Origin of the sequence: Achromobacter sp. Marseille-Q0513 (assembly GCF_018195695.1) — a bacterium.
Taxonomy (GTDB): domain Bacteria; phylum Pseudomonadota; class Gammaproteobacteria; order Burkholderiales; family Burkholderiaceae_B; genus Achromobacter.
The window spans coordinates 1-25,663 of sequence record NZ_JAGTJY010000023.1 but is presented as its reverse complement, the minus strand read 5'-3'; the positions used below and the strand labels follow the sequence as shown (position 1 = coordinate 25,663).

The following is a 25,663-nucleotide window of genomic DNA, read 5'->3' as shown; positions in this document are numbered from 1 at the left end:
GACCGGGCAGGGGCCATCCGCCGTATGACGGCGGGTGCCCCTGCTTTGTTGTTTCCGCGTATTGATTTGTAAAGTTTTGTTGAGCTTTGCGGAAATACGGTCTATCTGCTCCGAACTAAACTTCATAGTCACGTAACATATTGGTCAAGTCTTTGACATACAGGGCGTCCAAACTGACCGGACTCTCTAGGAGCTTCGCGCAATGCTGGAACTAGCACGCATCAACCCAAGCCGTAATGCCGCCGAACCGTGGACGGGCCCCGCCCCCAAGGTGCTGGTGGTCGGCCTGGCGCGCACGGCAGAAGAAATCGAGCAGATCCAACGTCTGCGCTACGACGTCTTCACAGAGGATATGGGCGCGGTCTTTCCCGATGCCCAGGACGGTGTCGAGCATGATCGCTTCGACCCGTTTTGCGAACATCTGATGGTTCGCGAACTCGACACCGGCCGTGTGGTGGGTACATACCGCATCCTGACCCCGGAAAAAGCCCGGGAGGCCGGCGGCTACTACTCCGAATCCGAATTCGATCTCTCGGGCCTGGGTCCGATCCGCGACGAGCTGGTGGAAGTCGGCCGCTCGTGCACGCACGCAGACTACCGCAACGGCACCGTCATCATGCTGCTGTGGTCCGGCCTGGCCGAGTACCTGCGCCGCGGCGGCTACCAGTACGTGCTGGGCTGCGCCAGCGTGAGCCTGCGCGACGACGGCGTCACCGCCGCCGAAGTGTGGCGCACCATCTCCAAGCAGCTGCCGCAGGGCGATGAGCCGTATGTCGAGCCGCTGCACCGCTACCCGGTGGAAAAGCTCAACAGCACGCTGCCGGCCCGCGTGCCGCCGCTGATCAAGGGCTACCTCAAGCTGGGCGCGCGCGTCTGCGGCCAGCCTGCCTGGGATCCGGATTTCAACGCCGCCGACTTCCCGGTGCTGCTGAAGATGGACGGCATGGACGAGCGCTATCGCCGCCATTTCGGCCTCGATCAACCCGCCCCGACCGGGCAGCGCTGATCATGCGCCGCCTGTTCCGTCGTATGAAGATCAAACTGATACGGCGGGCCACGCGGCCTTTGCGTCAGGAATTGCGGCGTCTGGAAAGGCAGACCGACCTGTCGCCTTTCTGATCCGGCATCAAAAAAAACCAGCGGGACGCGCTAGCGTTCCGCTGGTTTTTTCATCGTCGGGCCGCCGCTGTCAGAACTCCAGCACCTCGAACGAAAAGCCCACCTTGGACCATTCGGCTTCCTCGGCGCGCAGCGTGAAATCGCTGAGCGGGTGCTGGGCCAGCCATTCCTTGTTCACGCGCACGACGATGGAGTCGCCGCGCACCGACGCGGTCAGCGGCAGCGGCTCGATCTCGCCGCGGCGGCGGAACAGCAGCACGGCCAGGCGCAGGCTGAGGATGGCGGTCCATTGGGCGTGGTTGCGCACCAGCGGCTCCAGCTTGCTCAGCTTGCCCTGGTGGCCCAGCGCCAGCAGCGCCAGCAGCTGCTGGTCGGCGCGCGAGAAGCCCGGCATGTCGGCGTTTTCCAGCACGTAGGCCGTGTGCTTGTGGTACGCGTTGTGCGCGATCGACAGGCCCACTTCGTGCAGGTCGGCGGCCCAGCCCAGCGCGGTGCGCAGCTCGGCGCGCTCGGCGCCTTCGGGCATCATGGCATCGAACAGCGAGAGCGCGGCGTGATGCACGCGGCGGGCCTGGTTCGCGTCCACGTGATAGCGCTTCATGAACTGGCGCACGGATTCGTCGCGCTTGTCGTGCTCGACGTCGCGGCCCAGCAGGTCATACAGCACGCCCAGTCGCAGCGCGCCGTCTCCGGTGTGCATGACCTCGATGCCCAGCTCGTCGAACAGCGCGCTCATGATGGCCAGCCCGCCGGGCAGCACGTCGGCGCGCTCGACCTTGATGCCGGGCAGCTCCGACGGCACGACGCGTCCGGCGCGGACGATGCGGTCCTTCAGCTTGGACAGGCCGGCGCGCGTGATGCCGCGGTCGGACATGCCGCCTTCGGTCAGGATGGCGAACAGCGCCTTGGCCGTGCCGGACGAGCCGTAGGCTTCCTTCCAGCCGGTCTTGCGGTACTGCTTGGCGATCACTTCGATCTCGCGGCGGGCGGCCAGCTCGGCCTGCTTCATCTGGTGCGCGTCGATCACGCCGTCCGAGAAGAACTGGCGGCTGTAGCTGACGCAGCCCATGTACAGCGAGGACATCAGCGTGGGCTCATGGCCCTTGCCGATGATGACCTCGGTCGAGCCGCCGCCGATGTCGATGACCAGGCGCTTGTTGGGCGAGGGGGGCAGGGTATGGACCACGCCCGAGAAGATCAGGCGGGCCTCTTCGCGACCGGCGATGACTTCGATGGGGAAGCCCAGCGCGGCTTCGGCGCGGGGCAGGAAATCGCGGGTGTTGCGGGCAACGCGGAAGGTGTTCGTGGCCACCGCGCGCACGCGGTTGGGGTGGAAGCTGCGCAGGCGTTCGCCGAAGCGTTCCAGCACCGCGATGGCGCGTTCGATGGCCTCGTCGCCAAGGCGCTTTTCGGTGTCCAGACCGGCGGCCAGCCGGACGGTTTCCTTGAGACGATCGATCTGGTAGATCTGGGGCGTACCGTCTTGCTGGACGATGCGTCCGATGGAGAGGCGGAAGCTGTTGGACCCGAGGTCCACGGCGGCCAGAAGTTGATCCATGCGGCTCGTGATGATGGCTGTAAGAGTGGCCCGATTATAGATACCTCATGTGACAGTCCCCCCGGATTCGGGTTTTCTCTTATGGAACAGGGGCTTGGCGCGCGCGAGGCGGCGTCCATGCGTCCCGGTTTTGTCGTACCCTACGTTTGCAGCATGTGTCACGGAAACGTCACGATTTTGAAGTAAAACCTCACGCTCTCTTCATGTATGGAATCTGGTATGACCACACGCCCGCCCGCAGAGCCCTGGCTGCTGAATCGAGAGTTGTCGCTGCTCAAATTCAACGAACGCGTGCTGGCGATGGCGGAAAGTCCCAAGACCCCCCTGCTGGAGCGCCTGCGCTACGTGTGCATCCTCAGCTCCAACCTGGACGAGTTCTTCGAGATCCGGATTTCCAGCCTCAAGGAGCAGCAGCGCCAGTCGCCCAACCTGGTCGGTCCGGACGGCATGACGCCGGACCAGGCCTTCGACAACGTGCAGCGCGCCGTCCATGATCTGGTGACGCGGCAGTACGCGCTGCTCAACGACGAGATCCTGCCGGCCATGCAGGCCGAGGGTATCGCCCTGCACCATGCCTCCGAATGGAACCCGCAGCAGCAGGAATGGGCGCACGAGGTCTTCATTCGCGACGTGATGCCGCTCCTGACGCCCATCGGGCTGGATCCGGCGCACCCGTTTCCGCGCGTCTACAACAAGAGCCTGAACTTCATCGTCTCGCTCTCCGGCGCCGACGCCTTCGGCCGCCAGGCGTCGATCGCCGTGGTGCAGGCGCCGCGCGCGCTGCCGCGCCTGATCAAGATGCCGCCTGAACTGTCCGGCCATCCGGAAGGCTACATCCTGCTGACCTCGCTGCTGCGCGCCTTCGTGGGCGAGCTGTTCCCGGGCCTGGAGATGCTGGGCTGCTACCAGTGGCGCGTCACGCGCAACAGCGACCTGTTCGTGGACGAGGAAGAAGTCACCAACCTGCGCCATGCCTTGCAGGGCGAGCTGTCGCAGCGTAATTTCGGCGCCGCCGTGCGGCTCGAGATCGACAAGATGACGCCGCCCGAGCTGGAGACCTTCCTGCAGCGCGAGTTCTCGCTCAAGCCCGAGGACACCTACCGCGTGCCCGGGCCGGTGAACCTGTCGCGCCTGATGCAGCTGTGCAATTCCAGCACCCGTCCCGAATTGCTGTTCCCCGACTACCGCGCACCGGTCCAGGCGCCGTTCGACCGCGTCGGCGACAAGCCGGCCGAGCTGTTCGAGGCGGTGGCCGAGCAGGACCGGCTGCTGCACCATCCGTACCAGTCGTTCCAGCCCGTCATCGATTTCCTGACCGCCGCCGCGCTGGATCCGGACGTGATGGCGATCAAGCAGACCATCTACCGCACCGGCGAAGACTCCGAGCTGATGAAGATCCTGCTCGCCGCCGCCCGCGCCGGCAAGGAAGTGACGGTGGTGGTGGAGCTGATGGCGCGCTTCGACGAGCAGACCAACATCAATTGGGCCTCCAAGCTCGAGGAAGTGGGCGCGCACGTGGTCTACGGCGTGGTGGCGCACAAGACGCACGCCAAGATGGCCGTGGTGCTGCGCCGCGAAAAGGGCCGGCTGCGCCGCTACGCCCACCTGGGCACCGGCAACTACCACCCGCGCACCGCGCGCCTGTACACCGACTTCGGCCTGCTGACTGCCGATCCCAAGCTGTGCGAGGACATGGACAAGGTCTTCGCCCAGCTGACCGGCCTGGGCGCGCGCCGCGCGCTCAAGTCGCTGATGCAGTCGCCCTTCACCATGCACGAAGGCATGGTCGAGCTGATCCGCGCCGAAGCGCGCGCGGCCCAGGCTGGCAAGCGCGCCCGCATCATGGCCAAGATGAACTCGCTGCTGGAAGAGCAGATCATCGAAGAGCTGTACAAGGCCAGCCAGGCCGGCGTCAAGATCGACCTGATCGTGCGCGGCGTATGCGCGCTGCGGGCGGGCGTGCCGGGCCTGTCCGAGAACATCCGGGTGCGCTCCATCGTCGGGCGCTTCCTGGAGCATTCGCGGGTGTTCTATTTCTACGCCGACGGCGACGAGACCGTCTACCTGTCGTCGGCAGACTGGATGGACCGCAATTTCTTCCGCCGCGTCGAGATCGCCTTCCCGATCTACGACAAGACGCTCAAGAAGCGCGTCATCGACGAGGCCTTCACCTACGCGCTGCGCGACAACCAGCTGTCCTGGCAGCAACTGCCCGACGGCGATTACGTCCGGGTGAAAAGCCGCGCACAGCCCTTCAACGTGCATCAGTACCTGATGCAGAAGCTGGGCGCGTAGCGCCCCGACAAAGGGGTGGGGACGATCTGTCCCCATCCTTCCCCCGGCTCCCTTTCACCGTCCGCCCCGCGCCCCTCCGCAGCCCGACAATGCCGTTCGAGGCAGAGCCCCCCCAAGCCAGGCCGCGCGGATCCGGCTCCGCCGGTCCGCCACCGGCGCCCCCCTGGGGGGGAAGCGCGCAGCGCTTCGGGGGGGGACCTAATGTGACTGTCACTAGCCTGTAATGTTGGGCTTCTAACATGCGAGGGTCGCTGAAAGACAGGCAGCAGAAAGCCTGCCAGATCCTCTAACGAGCACAGAAGGAACCAAGATGTTCAACCGTGTCTTCAAGCAAGTTTCCCTGGGCGTCGCGCTGAGCGCCGCCGTGTTCGCAGTGCAAGCCGCCGACGTGACCGGCGCCGGCGCTTCGTTCCCGTACCCGATCTACGCCAAGTGGGCGTCGGACTACAAGGCTGCCACCAACAACGCCGTGAACTACCAGTCGATCGGCTCGGGCGGCGGCCAGCAGCAGATCATCGCCAAGACCGTCGATTTCGGCGCTTCGGACGATCCCATGAAGGCTGCCGACCTGGAAAAGAACGGTCTGCTGCAATTCCCGGCCGTCATCGGCGGCACGGTCGCCGTGGTGAACATCGACGGCGTCGAGCCGGGCAAGCTGAAGCTGTCGGGCAAGGTCCTGGGCGACATCTTCCTGGGCAAGATCAAGAAGTGGGACGACAACGCCATCAAGGCGCTGAACCCCGACGTCAAGCTGCCCTCGGCCGACATCATCGTGGTGCACCGTTCGGACGGTTCGGGCACGACGTTCGGCTGGACCAACTACCTGTCGAAGGTTTCGCCTGAGTGGAAGGAACAGGTCGGCGAAGGCAAGGCCGTCAAGTGGCCCACCGGCCAGGGCGGCAAGGGCAACGAAGGCGTCGCCGCCTACGTCGGCCAGCTGAAGAACTCGATCGGCTACGTCGAATACGCCTACGCCAAGCAGAACAAGCTGGCCTGGACCCAACTGCAGAACAAGGCTGGCAAGTTCGTCCAGCCCGAGCAGAAGGCCTTCGCCGCCGCGGCCGCCAACGCCGACTGGAAGAGCGCGCCCGGCATGGGCGTGGTGCTGACCGACGAGCCGGGCGCCGATTCCTGGCCCGTGACCGCCGCCACCTTCATCCTGGTCCACAAGTCGCAGGACAAGCCGGTGCAAGGCAAGGCCGTGCTGGACTTCTTCGACTGGGCCTTCAAGAACGGCGCCAAGTCGGCCGAAGGCATGGACTACGTGCCGCTGCCCGACGCCGTGACCAAGGAAATCCGCGCCGCCTGGGGCGAAGTGAAGTCCGCCGACGGCAAGGCCGTCTGGAAGTAAGCCGCAGCAAGGCGGGCGCTTGCGCCCGCCTGCCTTGTCCCGGTCCCGCTCGCGGGGGCCGAGGGCAGGGCGGCCCCGGCTAGACAACCTCCGTTTTCCCATCTGGCCCTAAGGAAAGTCCATCCATGAGCGCGGTAATGGATAATAGTGTGCCGCTTTCGCCCAATGGGGCGGATGATTCCGTGACTACCGGCACGCCTTCGCCTATGAAGCAAAACAATAATGCGCTGATGGATGCGCTGTTCAAGAACCTGACCCGCCTGTTCGCCTTCCTGGTGTTCATCCTGCTGGCGGCGATCCTGGTGTCCCTGGTCTACGGCAGCCGCGAATCGCTGGCCAAGTACGGCCTGTCGTTCCTCTGGCTGAACGACTGGGATCCGGTCAAGCAGAGCTACGGCGCCGTGGTGCCGATCATCGGCACGCTGCTGACCTCGGCCATCGCGCTGATCATCGCGGTGCCGGTGTCCTTCGGCATCGCCATCTTCCTGACCGAGCTGTCGCCGGCCTGGCTGCGTCGCCCGCTGGGCACCGCGGTCGAGATGCTGGCCGCGATTCCCTCGATCATCTACGGCATGTGGGGCCTGTTCGTCTTCGTGCCGGTGTTCCAGCAATACGTGCAGCCCTTCCTGATCGCCACGCTGGGCAACGTGCCCATCATCGGCGGCATGTTCGCCGGGCCGCCGTTCGGCATCGGCATCTTCACCGCGGGCCTGATCCTGTCGATCATGATCATCCCCTTCATCGCGGCGGTGATGCGCGACGTGTTCGAGCTGGTGCCGACCATGTTGAAGGAATCGGCCTACGGCCTGGGCAGCACGACCTGGGAAGTGATGTGGCGCGTGGTGCTGCCCTTCACCAAGTCGGGCGTCATCGGCGGCATCATGCTGGGACTGGGCCGCGCGCTGGGCGAGACCATGGCCGTGACCTTCGTGATCGGCAACGCCTTCAAGTGGTCCGGCTCGCTGTTCTCGCCGGGCAACTCCATCGCCTCGGCGCTGGCCAACGAATTCAATGAAGCGGGCGGCATCCAGAAGGCCGCGCTGCTGGAACTGGGCCTGATCCTGTTCCTGATCACCACCGTCGTGCTGGCCCTGTCCAAGATGCTGCTGGTCCGCCTGTCGGCGGGCGAGGGCAAGAAGAGCTGAGCCCCCGCGCGAACGACAAGGAAAAGATCATGGCTGTCTCCGTACTCAATATGCAGAACGGCATCTACCGCCGGCGCCGCGTGGTCAACCGCATCATGCTGACCGTCTCGCTGTCGACGCTGCTGTTCGGTTTGTTCTGGCTGTTCTGGATCATTCTGACGCTGCTGATGAAGGGCGCGCCCGCGCTGTCGTACACGCTCTTCACCGAAATCACGCCGCCGCCGGGCCAGACCGGCGGCCTGCTCAACGCGGTCATCGGCAGCGTGCTGATGGCCGGCGTGGGCACGCTGATCGGCACGCCAGTCGGCATTCTGGCCGGCACCTACCTGTCGGAATACGGCCAGCGCGGCTGGCTGGCGCCCGCCACGCGCTTCCTGAACGACGTGCTGCTGTCGGCGCCGTCCATCATCATCGGCCTGTTCATCTACGCCGTTTACGTGGCGCAGGTGGGGCACTACTCGGGCTGGGCAGGCGCCATCGCGCTGTCCATCCTGGTGATCCCGGTGGTGGTCCGCACCACCGACAACATGCTGCTGCTGGTGCCCAACAGCCTGCGCGAAGCCGCCGCGGCGCTGGGTTGCCCCAAGTGGCGCATGATCACCATGGTGTGCTATCGCGCCGCCAAGACCGGCATCATCACCGGCGTGCTGCTGGCCATCGCCCGCATCTCGGGCGAGACCGCGCCGCTGCTGTTCACGGCCCTGTCCAACCAGTTCATGTCGCTGAACATGAACGGCCCCATGGCCAACCTGCCGGTCGTGATCTACCAATACGCCGCCAGCCCCTTCAAGGACTGGAACAACCTGGCCTGGGCCGGGGCCACGCTGATCACGCTGCTGGTGCTGGGCATCAACATCCTTGCCCGCAACATGTTCCGCAAATAAGGACCGCTCGCCGGCTCGCGCAGTGCGCGGGCCGAAGCCTAGGGAAACCAAATGGAAAACACCGCCACCGCCGTCAAGAACAAGATCGAGGTCAAGAACCTGAACTTCTACTACGGCAAGTTCCATGCGATCCGCAATGTGAACATGTCGATCCAGGAGAAGAAGGTCACCGCCTTCATCGGCCCGTCGGGCTGCGGCAAGTCCACGCTGCTGCGCACCTTCAACCGCATGTTCGAGCTGTACCCCGGCCAGCGCGCCGAGGGCGAGATCATCCTGGACGGCGAGAACCTGCTCACCGCCAAGACCGACATCTCGCTGATCCGCGCCAAGGTCGGCATGGTGTTCCAGAAGCCCACGCCGTTCCCCATGAGCATCTACGACAACATCGCCTTCGGCGTGCGCCTGTTCGAGCGCCTGTCCAAGGGCGAGATGGACGAGCGCGTGGAATGGGCGCTGAGCAAGGCCGCGCTGTGGAACGAAGTGAAGGACAAGCTGCACCAGAGCGGCAACAGCCTGTCCGGCGGCCAGCAGCAGCGCCTGTGCATCGCGCGCGGCGTGGCCATCAAGCCCGAAGTCCTGCTGCTGGACGAGCCGTGCTCGGCGCTGGACCCGATCTCCACCGCCAAGATCGAAGAGCTGATCGCCGAGCTGAAGAACGACTACACGGTCGTGATCGTGACGCACAACATGCAGCAGGCCGCGCGCTGCTCGGACTACACCGCCTACATGTACCTGGGCGAGCTGATGGAATTCGGCCAGACCGACCAGATCTTCGTGAAGCCGGCGCGCAAGGAAACGGAAGACTACATCACCGGCCGCTTCGGCTGATGCGGGATGCCGCCACCAGGCGGCTCCGGGTTGTCCTTCACGGGGCGATCAGGTCAAAAAAAAGCGCTTCGATGTCAATCGAAGCGCTTTTTTCTTGGCTGGCGGAAGGCGGATGCGCCCGTGTGAGCCATGGTGCCCGGGCACATGTGGAACGATGGCGCGCGCCCTCGCGGGCCGCGCGCCGGTCCCGGGTCGATCCGCCTCAACGCGACGCCGTCGCCGGCGTGCGCGTACTGTTCTCGGCCTGCGCCTGGACGGCGGCCCGGCGCGGCGGGATCAGGATGACGAATACCGCCGCCAGCAGCGCCGCGCAGGAAAACGCGATGAAGTTCCAGGCCAGGGGCAGTTGCAGGGTGGCCAGGTAGCCGCCCACGATGGGGCCGCACATGGCGCCGATGCGGGCGAAGGACAAGGCCCAGCCGGTGGCCGCGCCGCGCGCGTGCGCCGGGAAGTAACCCGTCAGGTAGCCGGTCAGGATCAGCGACGACGAGATGCTGCCGATGCCGGCCAGCGCCACCCACAGGTAGTTCACCACCAGCGGGTTGTTGTAGGTCAGGCAGTAGATGCCGCCGGCGCCCAGCACGAAGAACAGCGCCACGATCTTGCGTGGCTCGGTCTTGTCCGCGAACTGCCCCAGCAGCAGGCCGCCGATGGCGGACGCCAGGCTGAAGACCAGCAGGAAGGACAGGCTGGAGCCCAGGTCGTAGCCGTTCTTGCGCATGATCTGCGGCAGCCAGGTGTTCAGGCCGTAGACCAGCATCATGCCCAGGAACAGCGCGCCCCAGAAGCACAGCGTGGCGCGCAGGTGGCGCGGTGCGAACACGGCTGCCAGCACGTCGCGCGTGGAGGTCTTCTCGCCCTGCACGTCACGCGGACGGAAGGCGTCCAGCGAGGTGATGCCCAGGTGCGCGGCCTGCGCCCGCGCGCCGGCCTCGTCGCCCTTGGCCAGCAGGTATTCCAGCGACTCGGGCAGGAGGCGCGCCAGCACCGGCACCAGCAGCAGCGGCAGCGCGCCGACCGCGATTACCGAGCGCCAGCCCCAGTGCGACAGCAGCCACATGGCCACGGCCGCCGAGCACAGGATACCCAGCGAATAGCCGGAATACATCACGCCGTAGTTGAAACCGCGACGCGCGGGCGGGGAGTATTCCACCGTCAGCGCCGCCGCCACCGGGATCACGCCGCCCAGGCCCAGCCCGCCGATGAAGCGGAACGTGGCGAACCAGTTCGGCGTCGGCGCCCAGGCCGCGCCGATCATGGTCAGCGAGAACAGCGTGACGCAGGCCAGCAGCATGCGCCGGCGGCCCAGCAGGTCGCTCAGCGTGCCCACGGCGAACGAGCCCACGAACATGCCGGCCAGCGCATAGCTGCCCAGCATGCCCTGCTGCATCGGAGTCAGGTTCCAGCTCTTGTCCACGGCCAGGGCCGGCAGCACCGCGCCCATGACGCCGACGTCATAGCCCTCGAACAGGATGGCTAGCCAGCAGACGAACAGCACGGTATAGGTGGCCCGCGCGGGCGTGGCCCAGGCGGATGGGGTGGGCGAGTCTGACATGGGGTTCCCGATGGATAGGTATTGTGGTGCTGGAAGCGAAAATTAATTTAGGCTTGAAATATTTGAGTGTCAATCAGGGATTGCGCAGGATTCGCGGCTGCCCGCCGCCCGGGTTCCCTGCTTCGCTTCCCGCGAGGCCCGGCGCCAATTGGGGCATACTGCGCAACGCCGTCGGTATTACAACGGTTGCAAGTTGAGCGCGGAATCCGCAGCAGGGTTTCCGCAAGCGCATCTCCCGCCGCGCGGCGACACCCACGACAGATACGCGCGCATCACAAGGCGCGACATAACGAAGGAAGAGACAGGCATGACCATGCAATCCAGGATCCAGGCCGCGTGCGGCGCGCTGGCGAAAAAACTGCTGCCCGCCGCATTCGTCGCCGCCGCGCTGGCCGGCCCGCTGCCGGCCGCGCATGCCGACGAGTTCCCATCCAAGCCCATCAAGCTGATCGTGCCTTTCGCGGCCGGCGGCGGCAACGACGGCATTGCGCGGTTGCTCGGGCAGCTGCTGTCCGATGGCCTGAAGCAGCCGGTGGTGGTGGAGAACCGCCCCGGCGCCGGCGGCAAACTGGGCGTGGAGCAGGGCCTGCGGGCCGAGCCGGACGGCTATACGCTGACGCTGATTTCCAACAGCTACTCCGTCAATCCCAGCCTGTACAGCCTGCCGTTCGACCCCGTGGGCGACATGACGCCGATCGGCATGATCGCGCGCGCGCCGTTCTTCGTGTCGGTGCATCCGAGCGTGCCGGTGGACAACCTGGCCGGCCTGGTCGACTTGGCCAAAAAGAAGCCGGGCCAGCTGGCCTATGCCTCGTCGGGCACCGGCGGCATCTCGCATCTGGCGATGGAGGCCTTCCTGAAGGCGGCCGGCATCTCGATGACGCACGTGCCGTACAAGGGCTCGGCGCCGGCGCTGACCGATACCGTGTCGGGACAGGTCCAGGCCATGCTGACCACGGCGGGCTCGACGCTGCCCTATCGCAAGGACGGGCGCCTGAAGGTGCTGGCGGTGACCTTGCCCGAGCGCGTGTCGTCCGCGCCGGACGTGCCGACCGTGCGCGAGGCCGGCGTGCCTTTCGACGTGACGGTCTGGTACGGCATCATCGCGCCCAAGGGCGTGCCGCCGGCCATCCAGGCCAGGCTCAACGCGGCCATCAATGCCGCCGTGGTGCAGCCGGACATGGCCGAACGGCTCAAGACCACCGGCGAGGAAGCGGCGCCCAGCAGCCCGGCGGCGTTCCAGGAACAGATCGTCAAGGAGATCGCCCTGTGGCGCGACGTGGTGCGCGACGCGGGCGTCAAGGTGGACTGAACGCGCCGGCGGGCGTCAGGCGGCGACGCCGTGGCGCTCGGCGATGCGCAGCAGCAGGGCGTCCAGTTCCTGGATGATCGGCCGATGGTCGTCGACCCGGCGCACCAGGGCCGACGGCATCGCCGGCAGATCGATCTCCACGAAGGCGATCTCGGGCGTGGCGTAGTAGCTGGCCGCGCGCTTGGTCAGCATCAGCAGGCCCTCGCGCGTGTTGACCGCGGCGATGCCCTCGCGGATCGTGCGTATCACCGGTCCGTCGCCGATCGGGCGTCCCTTGGGAGTGTGGCGGGGAAAGTGATAGTCCTGCCATTCCTGGTTCACCGAGCCGGGCACCATGCGCACCAGGCGCTCGTCGCCCAGCACTTCCGGATCCAGCAGCGTGGACGCGGTGAACGGATGGTCGTGCGGCACGCACAGCATGCGCTGGTCGCGCAGCACGATCGGACCGTGGCACAGCCCGTCCGCGCCCAGCGGCAGCCGGCAGAACGCCACGTCGACCGAGCCATCGGCCACGGCGGCGTAGTGGGTGACATAGGTCAGCTCCACGAACTCCAGCTCGACGCTGGGGTGGGCCGCCTTGAATTCGGACACCAACGGCCGATACAGCTCATAGAAACCGCCGCCCAGGAAGCCGATGCGCAGATGGCGCGGCTTGCCCGAAGCCTGGCGCTTGCAATCGTCGATGGCGCTCTTGAGCAGGATGACGGCGGGGCCGGCGCCCCGTCGCAGCGTTTCGCCCAGCGGCGTCAGGGCCACCCGGCGGCTGCTGCGTTCGAACAGCGGGCCGCCCAGCGTCCGTTCCAGCGCCTTGATGGCTTCCGATACCGAAGACTGGCTCATGTGCAGTGCCTCGGCCGCCCGGCCGAAGTGCAGGGTTTCGGCGACGGCTAGGAAGCAATCGAATTGGCGCAGATCCATGGCGGCGCTCCTTTCCGGCGTGGGCGGATTCAGTGATTCAATCAATCGGAAATTACGATTGATTGGATGAATAATACCGCTTGTTCCCCTCTGGCGGCATGGGCAGAATTCGGCCCTTGAATCTGCATTTATCGCAATCTCAATAACGCCAAGGAGAGGGGAATGACCGAATCGCGCACGGCGCGGCCGGATCCGGAAAAATCGGAAGAGCCGATTGAATTCGTGGTGGAAGGAGACCGCGTGCGCGGCACGCTCTACCTGCCGGCGCAAGCCCGCGGCCCCGTGGGGGCCGTGGCGCTGGCGCACGGCTGGTCGATGGTGGCGGGCGGCGATCTGGAGGACTACGCGGCCGCCATCGTCGAGCAGGGCCTGGCGGCGCTGACCTTCGACTTCCGCAACCTGGGCCGCAGCGAGGGCCAGCCGCGCCAGGAAATCGATCCGCAGCGGCAGATCCAGGATTTTCGCGCCGCCATTTCCTACCTGCGCCGCCGCCCCGAGGTGGACCGTGAGCGCATCGGCATCTGGGGCAGCAGCTACAGCGGCGGCCATGCCCTGACCGTGGCCGCGATCGACAAGCGGGTCAAGTGCGTGGTGAGCCAGGTGCCCACCACCAGCGGCTTCCTGGCGGCGCAGCGCCGCGTGCGCTATGACAAGGCGCAGGCCCTGCAGGCGGCGTTCGAGGCCGACCGCGAAGCGCGCGATGCCGGACAGCCGCCCGCCACGCTGCGCATGGTCGATGCCGATCCCGAGGCGCCGGTGGCGTATCCGGGGCCCGACTCCCATGCGTACATGACCGGCGAAGCGCAGCGTTGCCCCGCCTGGGTCAACGAGGTCACGCTGCGGTCGCTGGAGCTGGCCCGCGCCTATGAGCCCGCCGCGTACATCCGCCGCATCGCGCCCACGCCCCTGTTGATGATCGTCGCGACCGGCGACGGCCTGACGCCCGCCGATCTGCAGCAGGAAGCCTTCAACACGGCCCACCAGCCCAAGCAGCTTCTGCTGCTGCCGGGCGGCCATTACTCCGTCTACACGGAACACTTCGAACGCACCCGCCGCGCGGCCGCCGACTGGTTCGCCCAGCACCTGCGCTGACCCCTCAAGGACAAGACAATGACGACAATAACAATGGAGACACAAGACCGCCGGCGCCGCCTGGCTTCGCTGCGCGCGGCGGCCGTGGGCAACGCCCTGGAGTGGTTCGACTGGACGCTGTACGGCACGTTCTCGGCCTATCTGGCCATGAACCTGTTCGACCCGTCCGATCCCACTTCGGCGCTGCTGGCCACGCTGGCGGTGTTCGCCGGCGGCTTCCTGGCGCGGCCGGTCGGCGGCTGGCTGTTCGGCCGCATCGGCGACCGCTATGGACGCAAGTTCACGCTGGTGCTGACGATGTGCCTGCTGGCCCTGACCAGCCTGGCCATCGCGGTGCTGCCGACCTACGGACAGGCGGGGGTGTGGGCGTCGGTCCTGCTGTTCCTGTGCCGGCTGATGCAGGGCCTGGCGCATGGCGGCGAGTCCGGCGTGGCCTATACCTACGTCGCTGAAATCGCGCCGGCCAAGCGGCGCGGCCTGTGGTCCAGCTCCGTCTTCGTGAGCGTGACCGTCGGCGTGATGGCGGCGACCGGCCTGGCCGCCCTGCTGACGTCCTGGCTGGGCAAGGACGCGATGCAGGCCTGGGGCTGGCGCGTCGGTTTCGCGGTGGGCGCGCTGCTGGGCGTCTATGCGCTGTTCCTGCGGCGCAGCGCCAGCGAAAGCGATGTGTTCGAGCATCGCGCGGAAGCGGCGGGCGGCGTGAAGGTATCGCGACGCCAGGCCTTGCTGATCGTGCGCAACATCATCATGATCGCCGCGGCCTCCAACGCCACCTACTACACCTGGGTGACCTTCGCGCCGGCCACCGCCATCGCGACCAAGGGCATGGATCCGTCGGGCGCCTATACCGCCAGCCTGATTGCGCAGCTGATCTGCCTGCTGTGGCTGCCGGTGTGCGGCTGGCTGGCCGACCGTTACGGCCGCAAGCCGATGGTGATGGCGTTCGGGCTGGGCGTCGCGCTGGCGGTGTTCCCGGTATCGCATCTGGTCACGAATCAGCCTTGGACCCTGTTCGTGGCGCAGCTGATCGGCCTGCTGGTCTGGGCGCTGCTGGCGGCCATCTTTCCGGCGGTGGTGGCCGAACAGGTGCCGACCGGCGCGCGCGCCATGGGCGTGGGCTTCATCTCGTCGCTGTCGGTCGCCATCTTCGGCGGCACGGCGCCGTACATCAACACCTGGCTGGGCGCGCAGGGATTGGGCTGGGTCTACACGGCCTACGTGGGCGCGCTGGGACTGATGGCCTTCGCGGGCGGCTTCCTGATCAAGGAAACCGCCGGCGTGGACCTGAACGCCATTCGCCTGCCGGGCGAGCCCGCGCGCGACGCGGTCGCCAAGCGTCCGGCCTTCAACTGAATTCCAACCTCTACATCGATCTATGAGCAACGTAAATTATCTGGACCTGGCAGGCAAAGTCGCGGTGGTTACCGGCGCGGGCGGTGGCATCGGGCGCGCGGTAGTCGCGGCGCTGAGCAAGCAGGGCGCGCGCGTGGTCGCCACCGATCGCGATAGCGCGGCCATGGCGGGCGTGGATGCGGATTGCCGCGAACTGGACGTGACCCGCCCCGCCGCGATCCGGGCGCTGGCGGACGCGGTCGCGGTCGAATATGGCGCGCTGGATATCTGGGTCAACAACGCGGGCTATATGGAGCGCATGCCCGCGCTGGATCTGGACGAGGCCGCCTGGCAACGCACGCAGGACATCAATCTGAAGGGCACGTTCTTCGGCGCGCAGGCGGCCGCGCGGCACATGGTGGCGCAGCGCAGCGGCGCCATCATCAACCTGTCCAGCTATGCCGGCGTGAAGCCGCGTCCGAACTGCGCGGACTATGCCAGCGCCAAGGCGGGCGTGGCGCATCTGACGCAATGCCTTGCGCTGGAATGGAGCCCGCTGGGCCTGCGCGTGAACGCCATCGCGCCGGGCTTCATCGAAACGCCCATGAGCAGCTGGATGCATGCCGACGCGGCGACCCATGCCGAGTACATCGGCCGCCTGCCCGCGCGGCGGCTGGGCCAGCCCGCCGAGATCGCGGACGCCGTGCTCTACCTGGCTTCGCAGGCCTCCGCCTATGTGACCGGCCATGTGCTGCTGGTCGATGGCGGCGTGTCCAAGACCTGAGGGGCGCGCCATGACGACGCAATCCTATTGGAGCGGCAAGGCCGCCGTGGTGACCGGCGCGGCGCGGGGGCAGGGCGCGGCCGCGGCCCTGCGCCTGCTGCGGGCGGGGGCCATCGTCCATGCGCTCGATGTGCTGCCGGAAGACGACGCGACGTGGCACGCGCTGCGCGCCGAGGCGGGCGCGGACGCCGGGCGTCTGCGGGCACGGGTGGCGGACGTGGCCAGCGAAGCCGACTGGCGGGCGCTGGCCGTTGAAATCGAGCGCGAGGGCGCGCCGCTGTACGGCCTGGTCAACAACGCGGGCGTGACCCTGCGCAAGACCGTGACGGAGACCTCGCATGCCGAATGGCGGCGTTTGCTGGACATCAATCTGGACGGACCGTTCCTGGCGATACACGCGCTTGCCGGCTTGATGCCGGCCGGCGCGTCCATCGTCAATACCTCGTCCACCGCCGGCCTGACCGGCTACTTCAGCGCGGCCTATACGGCCAGCAAGTGGGGCTTGCGCGGGCTGACGCGCGCCGCCGCGCTGGAACTGGCGGGACGGGGCATACGCGTGAACACCGTGTGCCCGGGCCTGGTGGAAACGCCGATGATCATGCAACCCAATGCCGTGCACGATGCCGGCCGGGCCCGGCTCTTCTATGAAGGCAACCGCGACGCCACGCCGTTGTCGCGCGGCGCCGATCCCGACGAGATCGCGGCGGCCGTCATGTTCCTATTGGGACCGGATGCCTCGTTCATCACGGGCGCGGATCTGCCGGTCGATGGCGGCATGACGGGGGGCGGCGTGTACTGGCGGATTGGCAAGGCCACCGGCAATCTGTAGCCGCCTGACCTGGCGCTGGATGGCGGCGCGGGGCCGCCATCCGAATGCCGCTATCCGAACGTCCCGAAGTCGCTGTCCCGGGGCGCTCGCGCGGACACTATTCTCCCTGGGCCTGGTGAGCGACTTCGGCCGCGTACTCGGGGCCGCGACGCATGCGCAGGTAGTTCGCGTAGGCCTCGCGGTATTCCGCGCTGTAAATGTCCGGGCCGCTTTCGCCTTGTTCCAGCTTGTCCAGTCCGGCCCGCTTCCAGAGCGCCAGGTCGGCCTCGACTTCCGCCCGTGACTCCGGCCGGGCGATCGCGTTGTCGTAGCCCTGGCTGGGCGCGCTCGCGCCCGCAGGAGCCGCATGGGCCTGGACGCCCACGAGAGCAATGGTGATCGACGCAATGGCGGTGGCAAGATTCATCTTCATGGCAGGATCCTCAATCATGGGCCAGGAGCGGGAGGCAGTACGGCTTCCGTAAGGCTCCTGACATCGAGGCTTCACTGTGCGCCGATTGCCGCAGCGGATAAATGCCTGTTCAGGGAAAGAGCTTTCAATAAGACGGGGCAATGCGCCGCGCGCGCCGCCGTGCCGCCAGCCGCGCGCAGGCCGGGGCTTGCCCGGCGGACGCCGGAACGGGCGCAGTATCTGGTATAGTTCCCACCCTTCGGGGCGTAGCGCAGCCTGGTAGCGCATCTGCTTTGGGAGCAGAGGGTCGCGAGTTCGAATCCCGCCGCCCCGACCAATAAATTCAAGGGCTTACAGATCTCGGTCTGTAAGCCCATTTTATTTTCTTCATTTTTACCCCACTTTTTACGCCACCGAGGGTGATAGGGCTGTTCAGGAAGAAAAAACCGACATGCGCGACTACGAAGTACAGAAAGGTCACCCCTATAGCCTGAACGACCTGATGCTGTTGACCGTTCAGCACCTGTACGATGTGTACGTGGTTGCGGTCAAGCATATTCCCGGCGACGAGTTTATTGAAGATGTCTTGAAGCCCCTGCCGCGCCTGGATCGCCGGGAAACAGATCAGCCCCTGGAAATCCTGTTGCAGTGCGCGACGGATCAAGAAAAGGCGAAGGACTACGATGCCAGCGCCCGGTCTCCGGTCAGCCCCATCCTGCTGTCGGCCACCTATTACTTTCGTGCCATGCATGCCCGCGACACGAGCCATCCTGACGCGGCTTGGTCATATCTGGTCGAGGCGTGGTATTGGTGCGGAGTTGCGATGGCTGGGAAGGGGCTGCAAGTGGCATTACAGCAGGCTGCTGATGGCGTGAAGCGTGATATGGCTGCCTCTGGCGCAAAGAAGCGCTCCGAGAGATTCCAGCCTCTCCGTGACTTGGCCTGTGACTTGGCCAGGAACAGCGCACCGCCTAGCGGGTGCAGTTCCAGAAATCATGCCGTGCAGGTCGTTAACCCCAAAGTGTTGGAACTGGCCGATTCCGCAGGCATCAAGGTCAGTCTCAAACAGATAGAAAGGACGATTGACGATTGGTTGAAGGCCCTGCCAGACGCAGCACAGCTTTTCTCCAAACGGAAGTAGCTCAGCTTGCTACCACCTCACGGCGAAAAAGTCCTCGGTTTGCCAGCAAACCATCCCCTGTTTGCTGGCTGGTCGCGTAGTTAGAAAAAAACGCTTGGGACACACTGACTTCACTCTGGACTTGACCGGAGACATAGAGTCAAAGATGTCTAATCAGTTGCAAGAAGCGTGCAAGCGCAAACAAGAAGCCCATGCGCGTCAGCAATATGGCCGCAGTGCGCTTATCAAACTTCTAAATTCAAAAGACCGTACCCCGGAGCAGGTATACGGCCACGATCCAGCGCAATACGTCACGTTGTTGCGCTGCATGTATGGGTTCTCTGCTGGCGACAGTAGTATGGTGAGGACGGTGGTTCTCACCACGTACATATCGTCGCTTTCGTATCCGTCCGCAGGCGTGATCATGTGGCTCCGTGCGAGGATTTGGGTAAGGATTTATCTGCATCACACGTGGATGGGGAGCTTTCCATAACGGCAATAGTTATGTCAGCTCCTATAGGAGAAGGTGGGGGGGCAGTCGGCCATGTTCACCGTGACGATAAAGAAAAGCGTTATGCCTTGCGCAGGTTAATTGGTCTATATTTGGCTAAAGTAAGCCAAGCGCTTATTGACTGTGCCGAGGAAGATGAGTTGTTTGGGAGGCGCAGATTTGGCTCCTAGGCTTATGGGGGCGGGAGACTGCAATTGATGCTGTGTGGTCCAGCTCCACTGGTATAATTCCGAGGTTCTACGATAAAAATTCACTGCTGCAAATTCGGAAATAATGGCTCAACGTGGAAAGATTCCGGTTATAGATCTATTCGCCGGACCGGGAGGGCTCTGCGAAGGGTTTTCGTCTGTTGTCGATGCGTCGGGTGTCGCAGGGTTTGCCGTTAATGTCTCCATCGAAAAGGATGCCGTAGCTCATCGAACACTACTGCTTCGAGCAATCTTTCGTAAGTTCGCTAAGGATCAAGTCCCAGATTGCTACTACGACTATGTCCGAGGGAAGATTTCTCGTGAGCAGTTCCTATGCCACCCGGATATCAAGGTCGCAGCAGCGGACGCTGCTCGAGAGGCCCGTTGCGCTGAACTGGGCGTCACTCCGACTGAGACCGTCGATGGATGGATACGGGAGGCGCTGGACGGTTGTACGGATTGGGTGCTCATCGGAGGCCCTCCGTGCCAAGCCTACTCGCTCGCAGGCCGGTCGCGACTTCGTAGCAAGGATGTGAAGAAATTCGAAGCTGATGCCAAACACTTCCTGTACAAGGAATATTTACGGATTATTCAGCAGTTCTCCCCTGCCATCTTCGTGATGGAGAATGTTAAGGGAATGCTCAATTCCACCAACTCCGGAAAGCGAATTTTTGAACAAATTCTTTCCGATCTGAAAGGGCCTCGGACTGACCTGAAATATGAAATTCGATCGTTCGTTGTCCAAAAATCTGTCAATGAACTTGAGCCTAACGACTATGTGATTGAAGCGGATGACTATGGCATTCCGCAAAGTCGGCATCGCGTGATCCTTTTTGGCATCCGTTCGGACGTAGCAGAAGCGACTTCGGCACTGAAAGAACGGCCCGCGTCTTTTCTGCTTCGTAAGGTATCCAAGAAGGTTGGGGTGAGCGCTGCGTTAGCTGGTCTGCCACCTTTGCGCAGTCGTTTGTCGAAAGAGCCCGACTCGCGTGACACATGGGTCGCCGCAGTTCGTAAGTCACCCCAAGCGCTCAAAGGTTGGAGGGATCCGTCGCGTGTCGCTATCGAAACTGCTATGGACAAGTTCATCAAAAGGGCTGAGAAGCTGACGACCTATGGTGCGTGTTTTGTGGAAGCAGAGGTTTCACCAGGCGGCTTCATGCCTCAGAGTTTGCAGGATTGGTATCTGGACCCGAGGCTTGGTGGCGTCTTGCATCACGAGACCCGTAGCCACATGCGATCGGATTTGCATCGATACATGTTCGCAGCATGCTTTGCTGCAACAGAGAAATATGCCCCGAACCTCCATGATTTTCCGCCGAAATTGCTACCCGATCATCTGAACGTGGACGATGAAACTATTCCATTCAAGGATCGTTTTCGCGTCCAAATGGGAAAATTTCCATCATCTACAGTGGTGGCCCATATCAAGAAAGATGGGCACTACTACATCCACCCCGATCCCGGGCAGTGTCGTAGCCTGACGGCACGAGAGGCGGCCCGCTTGCAGACTTTCCCAGATAACTACTTCTTCGAAGGAAGTCGAACTGAACAATATGGCCAAATCGGCAATGCGGTCCCTCCGCTGTTGGCTAAGCAAATCGGCGAGATAGTTTTCGATTTAATGATTTGTTGCCGCAGGTGAAGACGGGTGCGCGATGGTTCTTAGCTTTTGACGAGGGTTCGAGGCTACAAATTCCTCTAGGCAGAGGAACAGGAGGCTTCCGGCGAACCATTGCACTTATACTTTTCCGGGCACCCGCCCGTCTAAAGGATGAATTTACGCGCGTTGCTGACGCAGAGAACTGATCTAATCGGCAAACTGTTGTCGCATTGTTGCCCGCTTGTTATTTAGGTTTACCTGTCAAGATGAGATTGCCTCGGCCTGTCTGATGGCTACTTATATTTCTTTGTGGCTTTGCCAATTACTCATTTTTCTGGCCTGAGAATCACGGTCGTCTAAGGCAGGCTGCCAAAAATTATTTCAGTCGTGATGATGAGGCCTAGGACCGCTCATAGGCCTCAAAGTGGCAGCTGAGTTGCCTTGAGGTGGCGCTTTATATTTTCTAAAAAATGCTCCATATCCCGAAGCTCATGCTCCCAAAATCGTAGAACGCCCCACCCCGCGCCATGCATTAAATGAGTCGCTCGCCGGTCCCTTGCAACATTTGCCTGCAGCTTTGGTTCCCAGAATGATCTGTTGCTCTCCGGTATTTTCGAATGTATCGGGCAGCAATGCCAGAAGCAACCGTCGACGAAGATCGCAAGTCGCGTTTTGCGAAAGATGAAGTCGGGTCGAACCCTGACTATCTGAGTGTTACCAGCAGCGGTGGAGCCCGGTGGCACTTGTATACGGAAGGTAAAGGTTACGTGGCGCCGCCACCCTGTAATGTGAGCAGACCGAAAGCCTTGGGCCACGGCCAGCTCTGTAGACCTGTTTCCGGTGCCACGAATCTTCGCCATCACAGCCGAGCGCTTGGCGCGGTCGAAGACGTCGGCCATGAGTCATCGCTCGATGAAATCGCTCAAGAGCAGCATTGCCGCACTTGGCGCTGCTGCCACAAGCCAAGGTGCCGCGGCATCAAGATGCAGTTCGTAGTTGACCGTAGTCACGCCTGGCGGCACACCGTCAACAATGGCGGCAGGCACCAGTCGGGGAAAGCCCGGCTGAACCCTATACAGTCCTTCTGAACGAACCCGGAGTCTCAATTTTGCGTATTCCATGCTGTGCTGATCATCATATCCAGATGCATAGAGCATGGAGTCGAGCATGGATAGAGCGGTGAAATCCTGGAGCCGTTGTTCGCGCAACTCCGCCACAAGTTGTGGCAGTGATTCGACACCACTCGACTCGTCTCGAACTGCCAAGCAGAACAACAGCAGTGCGCCGCCAGATGGTTCGAGGAGTTGTTCCAATCCGTGAATTGAATAGGCAGCGTCCTGTCTACCCGTTGTCTTTACCTCGATGCCAAGGCCCGGTGTCTCAAAGTCATTTCTTGCTCCACCGGGACCACGCCAAAGGCCCGTCGCGCGCGCGGGGCCAACACACGGGGTCAGCCAACGTGAAAGAAACCATAGTTCTCCGAATAAGCCAATCTGTTGTTCCCTCGAGAGGACGCCTTGGTCAACGCCAGACCAGAACCTCCGCCACTTAGCCAAGATGTTCTGCACAAGTCGAACGCGGCCAATGCTTGCTCCAGCATTTAATGCCTGTACAAGCTCTCGAACAACCACATCGAGAGCCGCATGTCCCTGCGCTTCCAGACATGCAACTTCGACAAAAAAGGAACGCTCGCCCTCGCCGATATTCATATCGACGGTTTGAACTGCAATGCCCTTACTTGTTCGCTCAGCCAATTCATGCGGCTCGCCCTGTGGCACGCCCACTAAAACGTATCGTTGGCACTCTGCATCCACGGCGATGAACACGTCATCGCGAACATCCGGAGCAGCCAAGCGTGCCGTGAGCCGTTCACCTGTTGGCGCCTGTTCCTCCAGGAGATCCCAGCGAAGTGCGAGCGTGCTCTGACTTACAAGACTGGTCGCCATCTTGAAGTGCCCTCAAGGTAAGCCTCTGACGGTCCTGCCTTCGTTGTCCTCGGAAATGAAAGCGCCAAGCCAATTAGGTCGCGGGCAGTTGGGCTGTCAGGGTTGTCATAGATAGGCTCCCGCGCTTTGCCAAGAGGAGTGTCGTCACGCCCTGAGTACTTGCTTATGGGATACAAGAGCAAGAGACCGCATTTGGACGAGCGGGACAGTCGCGCAGCGCGATTGCGGTCTTTCTCGTCCCCATCGCTGAGCTTCTTTTCCATAGAGGCAACTTCGTCAGCTGTAAGCCCGAGCGCTTCATCACCTGAGCTCGTGATGACCCCGAGCGAATTGGTCCCCTTGAGCCGAGTGCGCCCAATATTCCAGACAGGGGCAGTGCCGTCTGGCAACCAAGTTGCCGCTCCTAATTTGTCGTTCGCCTTGTCACGCCCGCGAACTGCGATGGTCCAGTTCACTAGGTCGCCCTCGGTGTTCTGCCGTTCAATCCAGGCGGCGATGAGTTCCGGTGAGAGACTGCTCAGCTCAAAGTCGACGGCAAAGGACCTCAGAAAATTGACTACTGCAGCCGCAGACACCTCGATCCACATTGGCCCGAACCCCGTTGAACGCTGAGCGCTACCAAGGCCGGCAAGAAATTCACGTGTAGCCTGTCGATTTCGTTCGCACAGTACTGCCAAGCGGTCTTCGACCTGTAGGGGGAACTTGACAGTCTGCTCCAGGTGCTCAGAGTAAGACTGAGTGATGACGCTTGAGGTCGTGTTGCGGCGCTTGAGTGCGCTCGTCACCTGCATCGTTGGATGCTGCAATATCCGCATTCCAACATCGCGCGGCGTCAGCCCAGGGCTCTGTTCGTAAACCTGCATATCTTGGCGGAGTCGATGCTCTACTAAAGCCAAGTGCGAGAACCAGTCCGCAAGTAATCCTGTCGTATAGATGCGGGTGAGGTCCTCGTATCCGCCTCGGTATCCGTACCACCGCGCCATCTGGAGGAGCGTGTCATACTGGGGCGAACGGCGGGCAAAGTAGCTGACCAACAGTCCTTCAAGCGTGAGACCCCGCGATAGGCGATTGCCACCCACTGCAATTGCCTTGAGGGACGGCTCTCGTTCATAGTCCAGGACCTCGCCCATGTCACTGTTGATTTCCCGAACCACGACAGCCTCGAGAAATGGCCCGATAAACGGCTCCAGCTCTTCGAAGGTATGCTGTGATCGTCCAGGAATCCCTGAAGTAGTAGGCACAAAATCATTCGTCCAAAGGCCAGCTAGACGGGTGCGAATGCCGCTTTTGCGGCTGTAGCGCCATTCATCTCGAAGTTCTCTGAACCGCTCCTCCATCAGCAACTTGGTCGGTCGCTGGTCTGCTATGCGTTGGCTCGTGTGAACGAGCATGGTGCAGGGGGCGTCTGGCTTTCCTCGCAACGCACGTGCCGCTCCGCCGAGAATGAATGCATGCAATGCTTGGTCGACGCTCGGCGCTAGCTCGTTGTCCTGGACGAAGGACGCGACCTCTTCCGGCGAGACTATTCGCAGGACGTCGAGGCCATCTATTGTTGTTTCGTCAATGGGGTCAAAACGTCCAAAAAACTCGTCCGTTCCAAAGTAGCCACGGGGTTTAGGCAGGTCGATAAAGAAATCTTTTGGATAAAGGTCGGCTCCGGCTGTGCCGTCGTACGTATCGTGGGGGATGAGGATGTTTGAAAAGGGTGTTGCGGTGTAGGCCACATACGCTCTCCGGGCGAACATGCCTATTAGTACTCGAATGAGGCCGTTAATTACCGCCGGCTGCTCGTAGTCAGGGTCGTCAGTGTTGAATTCTTCCTGTGTCTGATAGCTGCCCCGTGAGTCAACGCTTGCTTGGTCTGCCTCGTCGTCAATGAACAAAGCAGGCAAGGTGGAGCGGACGTCCTCTGGTGCGGATTGGAACCAGCTCTGCAAGCGTCGAAGTACCGGCCCATTCTTCTTGACCACCAAAAGGACAGGCTGCGACCCTTGAAGTGCGGCATGGTTTGCTCGACCAGCATGGAAGTCCCCCTGGAGGTCATCAGTCGTGAACTGATGCCACTGCTTGCCAACCGGTGGCATTCGCACCGCGTCAGGAGGATTGGCCGGGTTGCCTGTAAGCTCACGGTTGAGGCGAATCTGTGTCTGCCGCCGCAGCCCGTTGTCGATGCCCGAAAAGACGACCACCAACCTGTAGCCAGCGTCGGCCGCCTTGGCAATGAGGGCGGTGAAGTTCGCGGTCTTGCCGCTTTGCACGTAACCGAGAACAAGTCCACGGACGTCGAACTCGCTTGTTGAGGGGGGCCTTAATTCCCGCAATATGCGGTCCGACGCGTCGTCCAACGACGTGACAGTATCCTTTGGCCACCCTTTGATGCCAAGGAGATACGACCGTAGCTTTGGCCAATAGTGCCACTCGCTACGGTCTATCCCCGCGAGCCAATCTGTAGACTCTTCGGCCATTGATATGACACGGGCCCGCTCGAAGGTTCTGTTCGACTCTTCCTCCAGACGGTCCTCCACCCATTGCCTGAGGTGTGGCGGAATAAGCGCGTTGGACAGCACATCTGCCTTGGAATGCCCCACGTCTAGTAGAAACCTGGCAGTCTTGAGCGCTTGTTCCTCTTGCGGATGGTGCTGTGACATCGATTACCCCGTGAAGGTTTGTTTGGCGCGCGCTACTACCCTTTGAACGACAGGCCATTCATCCGGCCGGGCAACCCGCTCAAGAAGGGATTCAATGTGCTCTAGGTCGACGGAAGAGCCGTTCGTGCCTCCGCCGCTCTCGCTGGCTGAGGGGCGCGGTGTTGCAACAGGATTTGGAGAGGGTGACGCTCTAACATTGTTAGATGAGCCTCCGGGGGGCAGCCCTCCCTCCGAGGTAGTGCCAGCGCCAGGGG

The 25,663-nt window shown here is 63.1% G+C and carries 20 protein-coding genes and 1 tRNA gene; 14 read left to right on the top strand and 7 right to left on the bottom strand.

Annotated elements, in window-relative coordinates:
• Positions 1–202 precede the first annotated feature (202 nt).
• Entirely contained in the window at positions 203–1,006 is an 804-nt protein-coding gene (locus KDH83_RS07590; RefSeq protein WP_212314069.1) for a GNAT family N-acyltransferase, read from the top strand.
• 183 nt (positions 1,007–1,189) lie between these two features.
• Here KDH83_RS07590 and ppx read toward each other — a convergent pair whose 3' ends face one another.
• Entirely contained in the window at positions 1,190–2,677 is a 1,488-nt protein-coding gene (ppx, locus tag KDH83_RS07585; RefSeq protein ID WP_212314067.1) for an exopolyphosphatase, read from the bottom strand.
• Positions 2,678–2,896: 219 nt separating this feature from the next.
• Here ppx and ppk1 point away from each other — a divergent pair, with 219 nt between their 5' ends.
• The 5 genes from ppk1 (at position 2,897) to pstB (ending at position 9,180) form a co-directional block, all read left to right on the top strand.
• Complete coding sequence (ppk1, locus tag KDH83_RS07580) at positions 2,897–4,972, top strand: polyphosphate kinase 1 (protein ID WP_212314065.1); 2,076 nt, start codon at positions 2,897–2,899, stop codon at positions 4,970–4,972.
• A gap of 310 nt (positions 4,973–5,282) precedes the next feature.
• Positions 5,283–6,323 (top strand): phosphate ABC transporter substrate-binding protein PstS, encoded by a 1,041-nt coding sequence (gene pstS / locus KDH83_RS07575; RefSeq protein WP_212314062.1) that lies wholly within the window; start codon positions 5,283–5,285, stop codon positions 6,321–6,323.
• A gap of 125 nt (positions 6,324–6,448) precedes the next feature.
• On the top strand, positions 6,449–7,468 hold the full coding sequence (gene pstC, locus KDH83_RS07570) for a phosphate ABC transporter permease subunit PstC (protein ID WP_103275728.1): 1,020 nt from the start codon (positions 6,449–6,451) through the stop codon (positions 7,466–7,468).
• Positions 7,469–7,497: 29 nt separating this feature from the next.
• Complete coding sequence (gene pstA, locus KDH83_RS07565) at positions 7,498–8,352, top strand: phosphate ABC transporter permease PstA (protein ID WP_212314059.1); 855 nt, start codon at positions 7,498–7,500, stop codon at positions 8,350–8,352.
• Positions 8,353–8,403: 51 nt separating this feature from the next.
• Positions 8,404–9,180, top strand: coding sequence for a phosphate ABC transporter ATP-binding protein PstB (gene pstB, locus KDH83_RS07560; protein WP_103275726.1), 777 nt, complete (start codon positions 8,404–8,406; stop codon positions 9,178–9,180).
• A 202-nt stretch (positions 9,181–9,382) separates the two neighbouring features.
• On the opposite strand, the gene KDH83_RS07555 is transcribed toward pstB, so the two are convergent.
• Positions 9,383–10,735 (bottom strand): aromatic acid/H+ symport family MFS transporter, encoded by a 1,353-nt coding sequence (locus KDH83_RS07555; protein WP_212314058.1) that lies wholly within the window; start codon positions 10,733–10,735, stop codon positions 9,383–9,385.
• 307 nt (positions 10,736–11,042) lie between these two features.
• Between KDH83_RS07555 and KDH83_RS07550 the strand changes: the two genes are divergently transcribed.
• Positions 11,043–12,047 carry a tripartite tricarboxylate transporter substrate binding protein gene (locus tag KDH83_RS07550; protein ID WP_212314056.1) on the top strand — a complete coding sequence of 335 codons (1,005 nt, stop codon included), beginning with the start codon at positions 11,043–11,045 and terminating at the stop codon, positions 12,045–12,047.
• 15 nt (positions 12,048–12,062) lie between these two features.
• Here KDH83_RS07550 and KDH83_RS07545 read toward each other — a convergent pair whose 3' ends face one another.
• On the bottom strand, positions 12,063–12,965 hold the full coding sequence (locus KDH83_RS07545; RefSeq protein WP_212314054.1) for a LysR family transcriptional regulator: 903 nt from the start codon (positions 12,963–12,965) through the stop codon (positions 12,063–12,065).
• A 162-nt stretch (positions 12,966–13,127) separates the two neighbouring features.
• Between KDH83_RS07545 and KDH83_RS07540 the strand changes: the two genes are divergently transcribed.
• From KDH83_RS07540 to KDH83_RS07525, 4 genes are read left to right on the top strand one after another with little or no spacing between them, the layout of a single operon-like run.
• Positions 13,128–14,057, top strand: a complete 930-nt coding sequence (locus KDH83_RS07540; protein WP_212314052.1) for an alpha/beta hydrolase — start codon at positions 13,128–13,130, stop codon at positions 14,055–14,057.
• 18 nt (positions 14,058–14,075) lie between these two features.
• Complete coding sequence (locus KDH83_RS07535; protein WP_212314049.1) at positions 14,076–15,410, top strand: MFS transporter; 1,335 nt, start codon at positions 14,076–14,078, stop codon at positions 15,408–15,410.
• 22 nt (positions 15,411–15,432) lie between these two features.
• Positions 15,433–16,173 (top strand): glucose 1-dehydrogenase, encoded by a 741-nt coding sequence (locus tag KDH83_RS07530; RefSeq protein WP_212314047.1) that lies wholly within the window; start codon positions 15,433–15,435, stop codon positions 16,171–16,173.
• Between the two features lie 10 nt (positions 16,174–16,183).
• On the top strand, positions 16,184–17,002 hold the full coding sequence (locus tag KDH83_RS07525) for an SDR family oxidoreductase (RefSeq protein ID WP_212314045.1): 819 nt from the start codon (positions 16,184–16,186) through the stop codon (positions 17,000–17,002).
• 97 nt (positions 17,003–17,099) lie between these two features.
• On the opposite strand, the gene KDH83_RS07520 is transcribed toward KDH83_RS07525, so the two are convergent.
• Positions 17,100–17,414: a DUF4148 domain-containing protein gene (locus KDH83_RS07520; protein ID WP_212314044.1), complete on the bottom strand. Its 315-nt coding sequence runs from the start codon at positions 17,412–17,414 to the stop codon at positions 17,100–17,102.
• 239 nt (positions 17,415–17,653) lie between these two features.
• Here KDH83_RS07520 and KDH83_RS07515 point away from each other — a divergent pair.
• The 3 genes from KDH83_RS07515 (at position 17,654) to KDH83_RS07505 (ending at position 20,857) form a co-directional block, all read left to right on the top strand.
• A tRNA-Pro gene (locus KDH83_RS07515) sits at positions 17,654–17,730 on the top strand.
• A 114-nt stretch (positions 17,731–17,844) separates the two neighbouring features.
• Complete coding sequence (locus KDH83_RS07510; RefSeq protein ID WP_212314042.1) at positions 17,845–18,534, top strand: hypothetical protein; 690 nt, start codon at positions 17,845–17,847, stop codon at positions 18,532–18,534.
• A gap of 763 nt (positions 18,535–19,297) precedes the next feature.
• The gene (locus KDH83_RS07505) at positions 19,298–20,857 is read left to right on the top strand and encodes a DNA cytosine methyltransferase (protein WP_212314040.1); all 1,560 of its coding nucleotides are present in this window, start codon (positions 19,298–19,300) and stop codon (positions 20,855–20,857) included.
• Positions 20,858–21,234: 377 nt separating this feature from the next.
• On the opposite strand, the gene KDH83_RS07500 is transcribed toward KDH83_RS07505, so the two are convergent.
• Genes KDH83_RS07500 through KDH83_RS07490 form a run of 3 tightly spaced genes read right to left on the bottom strand, consistent with a single transcriptional unit; the run spans position 21,235 to position 25,409 of the window.
• Positions 21,235–21,675 carry a DUF559 domain-containing protein gene (locus tag KDH83_RS07500; protein ID WP_212314123.1) on the bottom strand — a complete coding sequence of 147 codons (441 nt, stop codon included), beginning with the start codon at positions 21,673–21,675 and terminating at the stop codon, positions 21,235–21,237.
• 42 nt (positions 21,676–21,717) lie between these two features.
• Positions 21,718–22,761: a PD-(D/E)XK motif protein gene (locus KDH83_RS07495; RefSeq protein WP_212314038.1), complete on the bottom strand. Its 1,044-nt coding sequence runs from the start codon at positions 22,759–22,761 to the stop codon at positions 21,718–21,720.
• Entirely contained in the window at positions 22,743–25,409 is a 2,667-nt protein-coding gene (locus KDH83_RS07490) for a Z1 domain-containing protein (RefSeq protein ID WP_212314036.1), read from the bottom strand. The genes KDH83_RS07495 and KDH83_RS07490 overlap by 19 nt, the downstream gene beginning before the upstream one ends.
• Between the last annotated feature and the right edge of the window lie 254 nt (positions 25,410–25,663).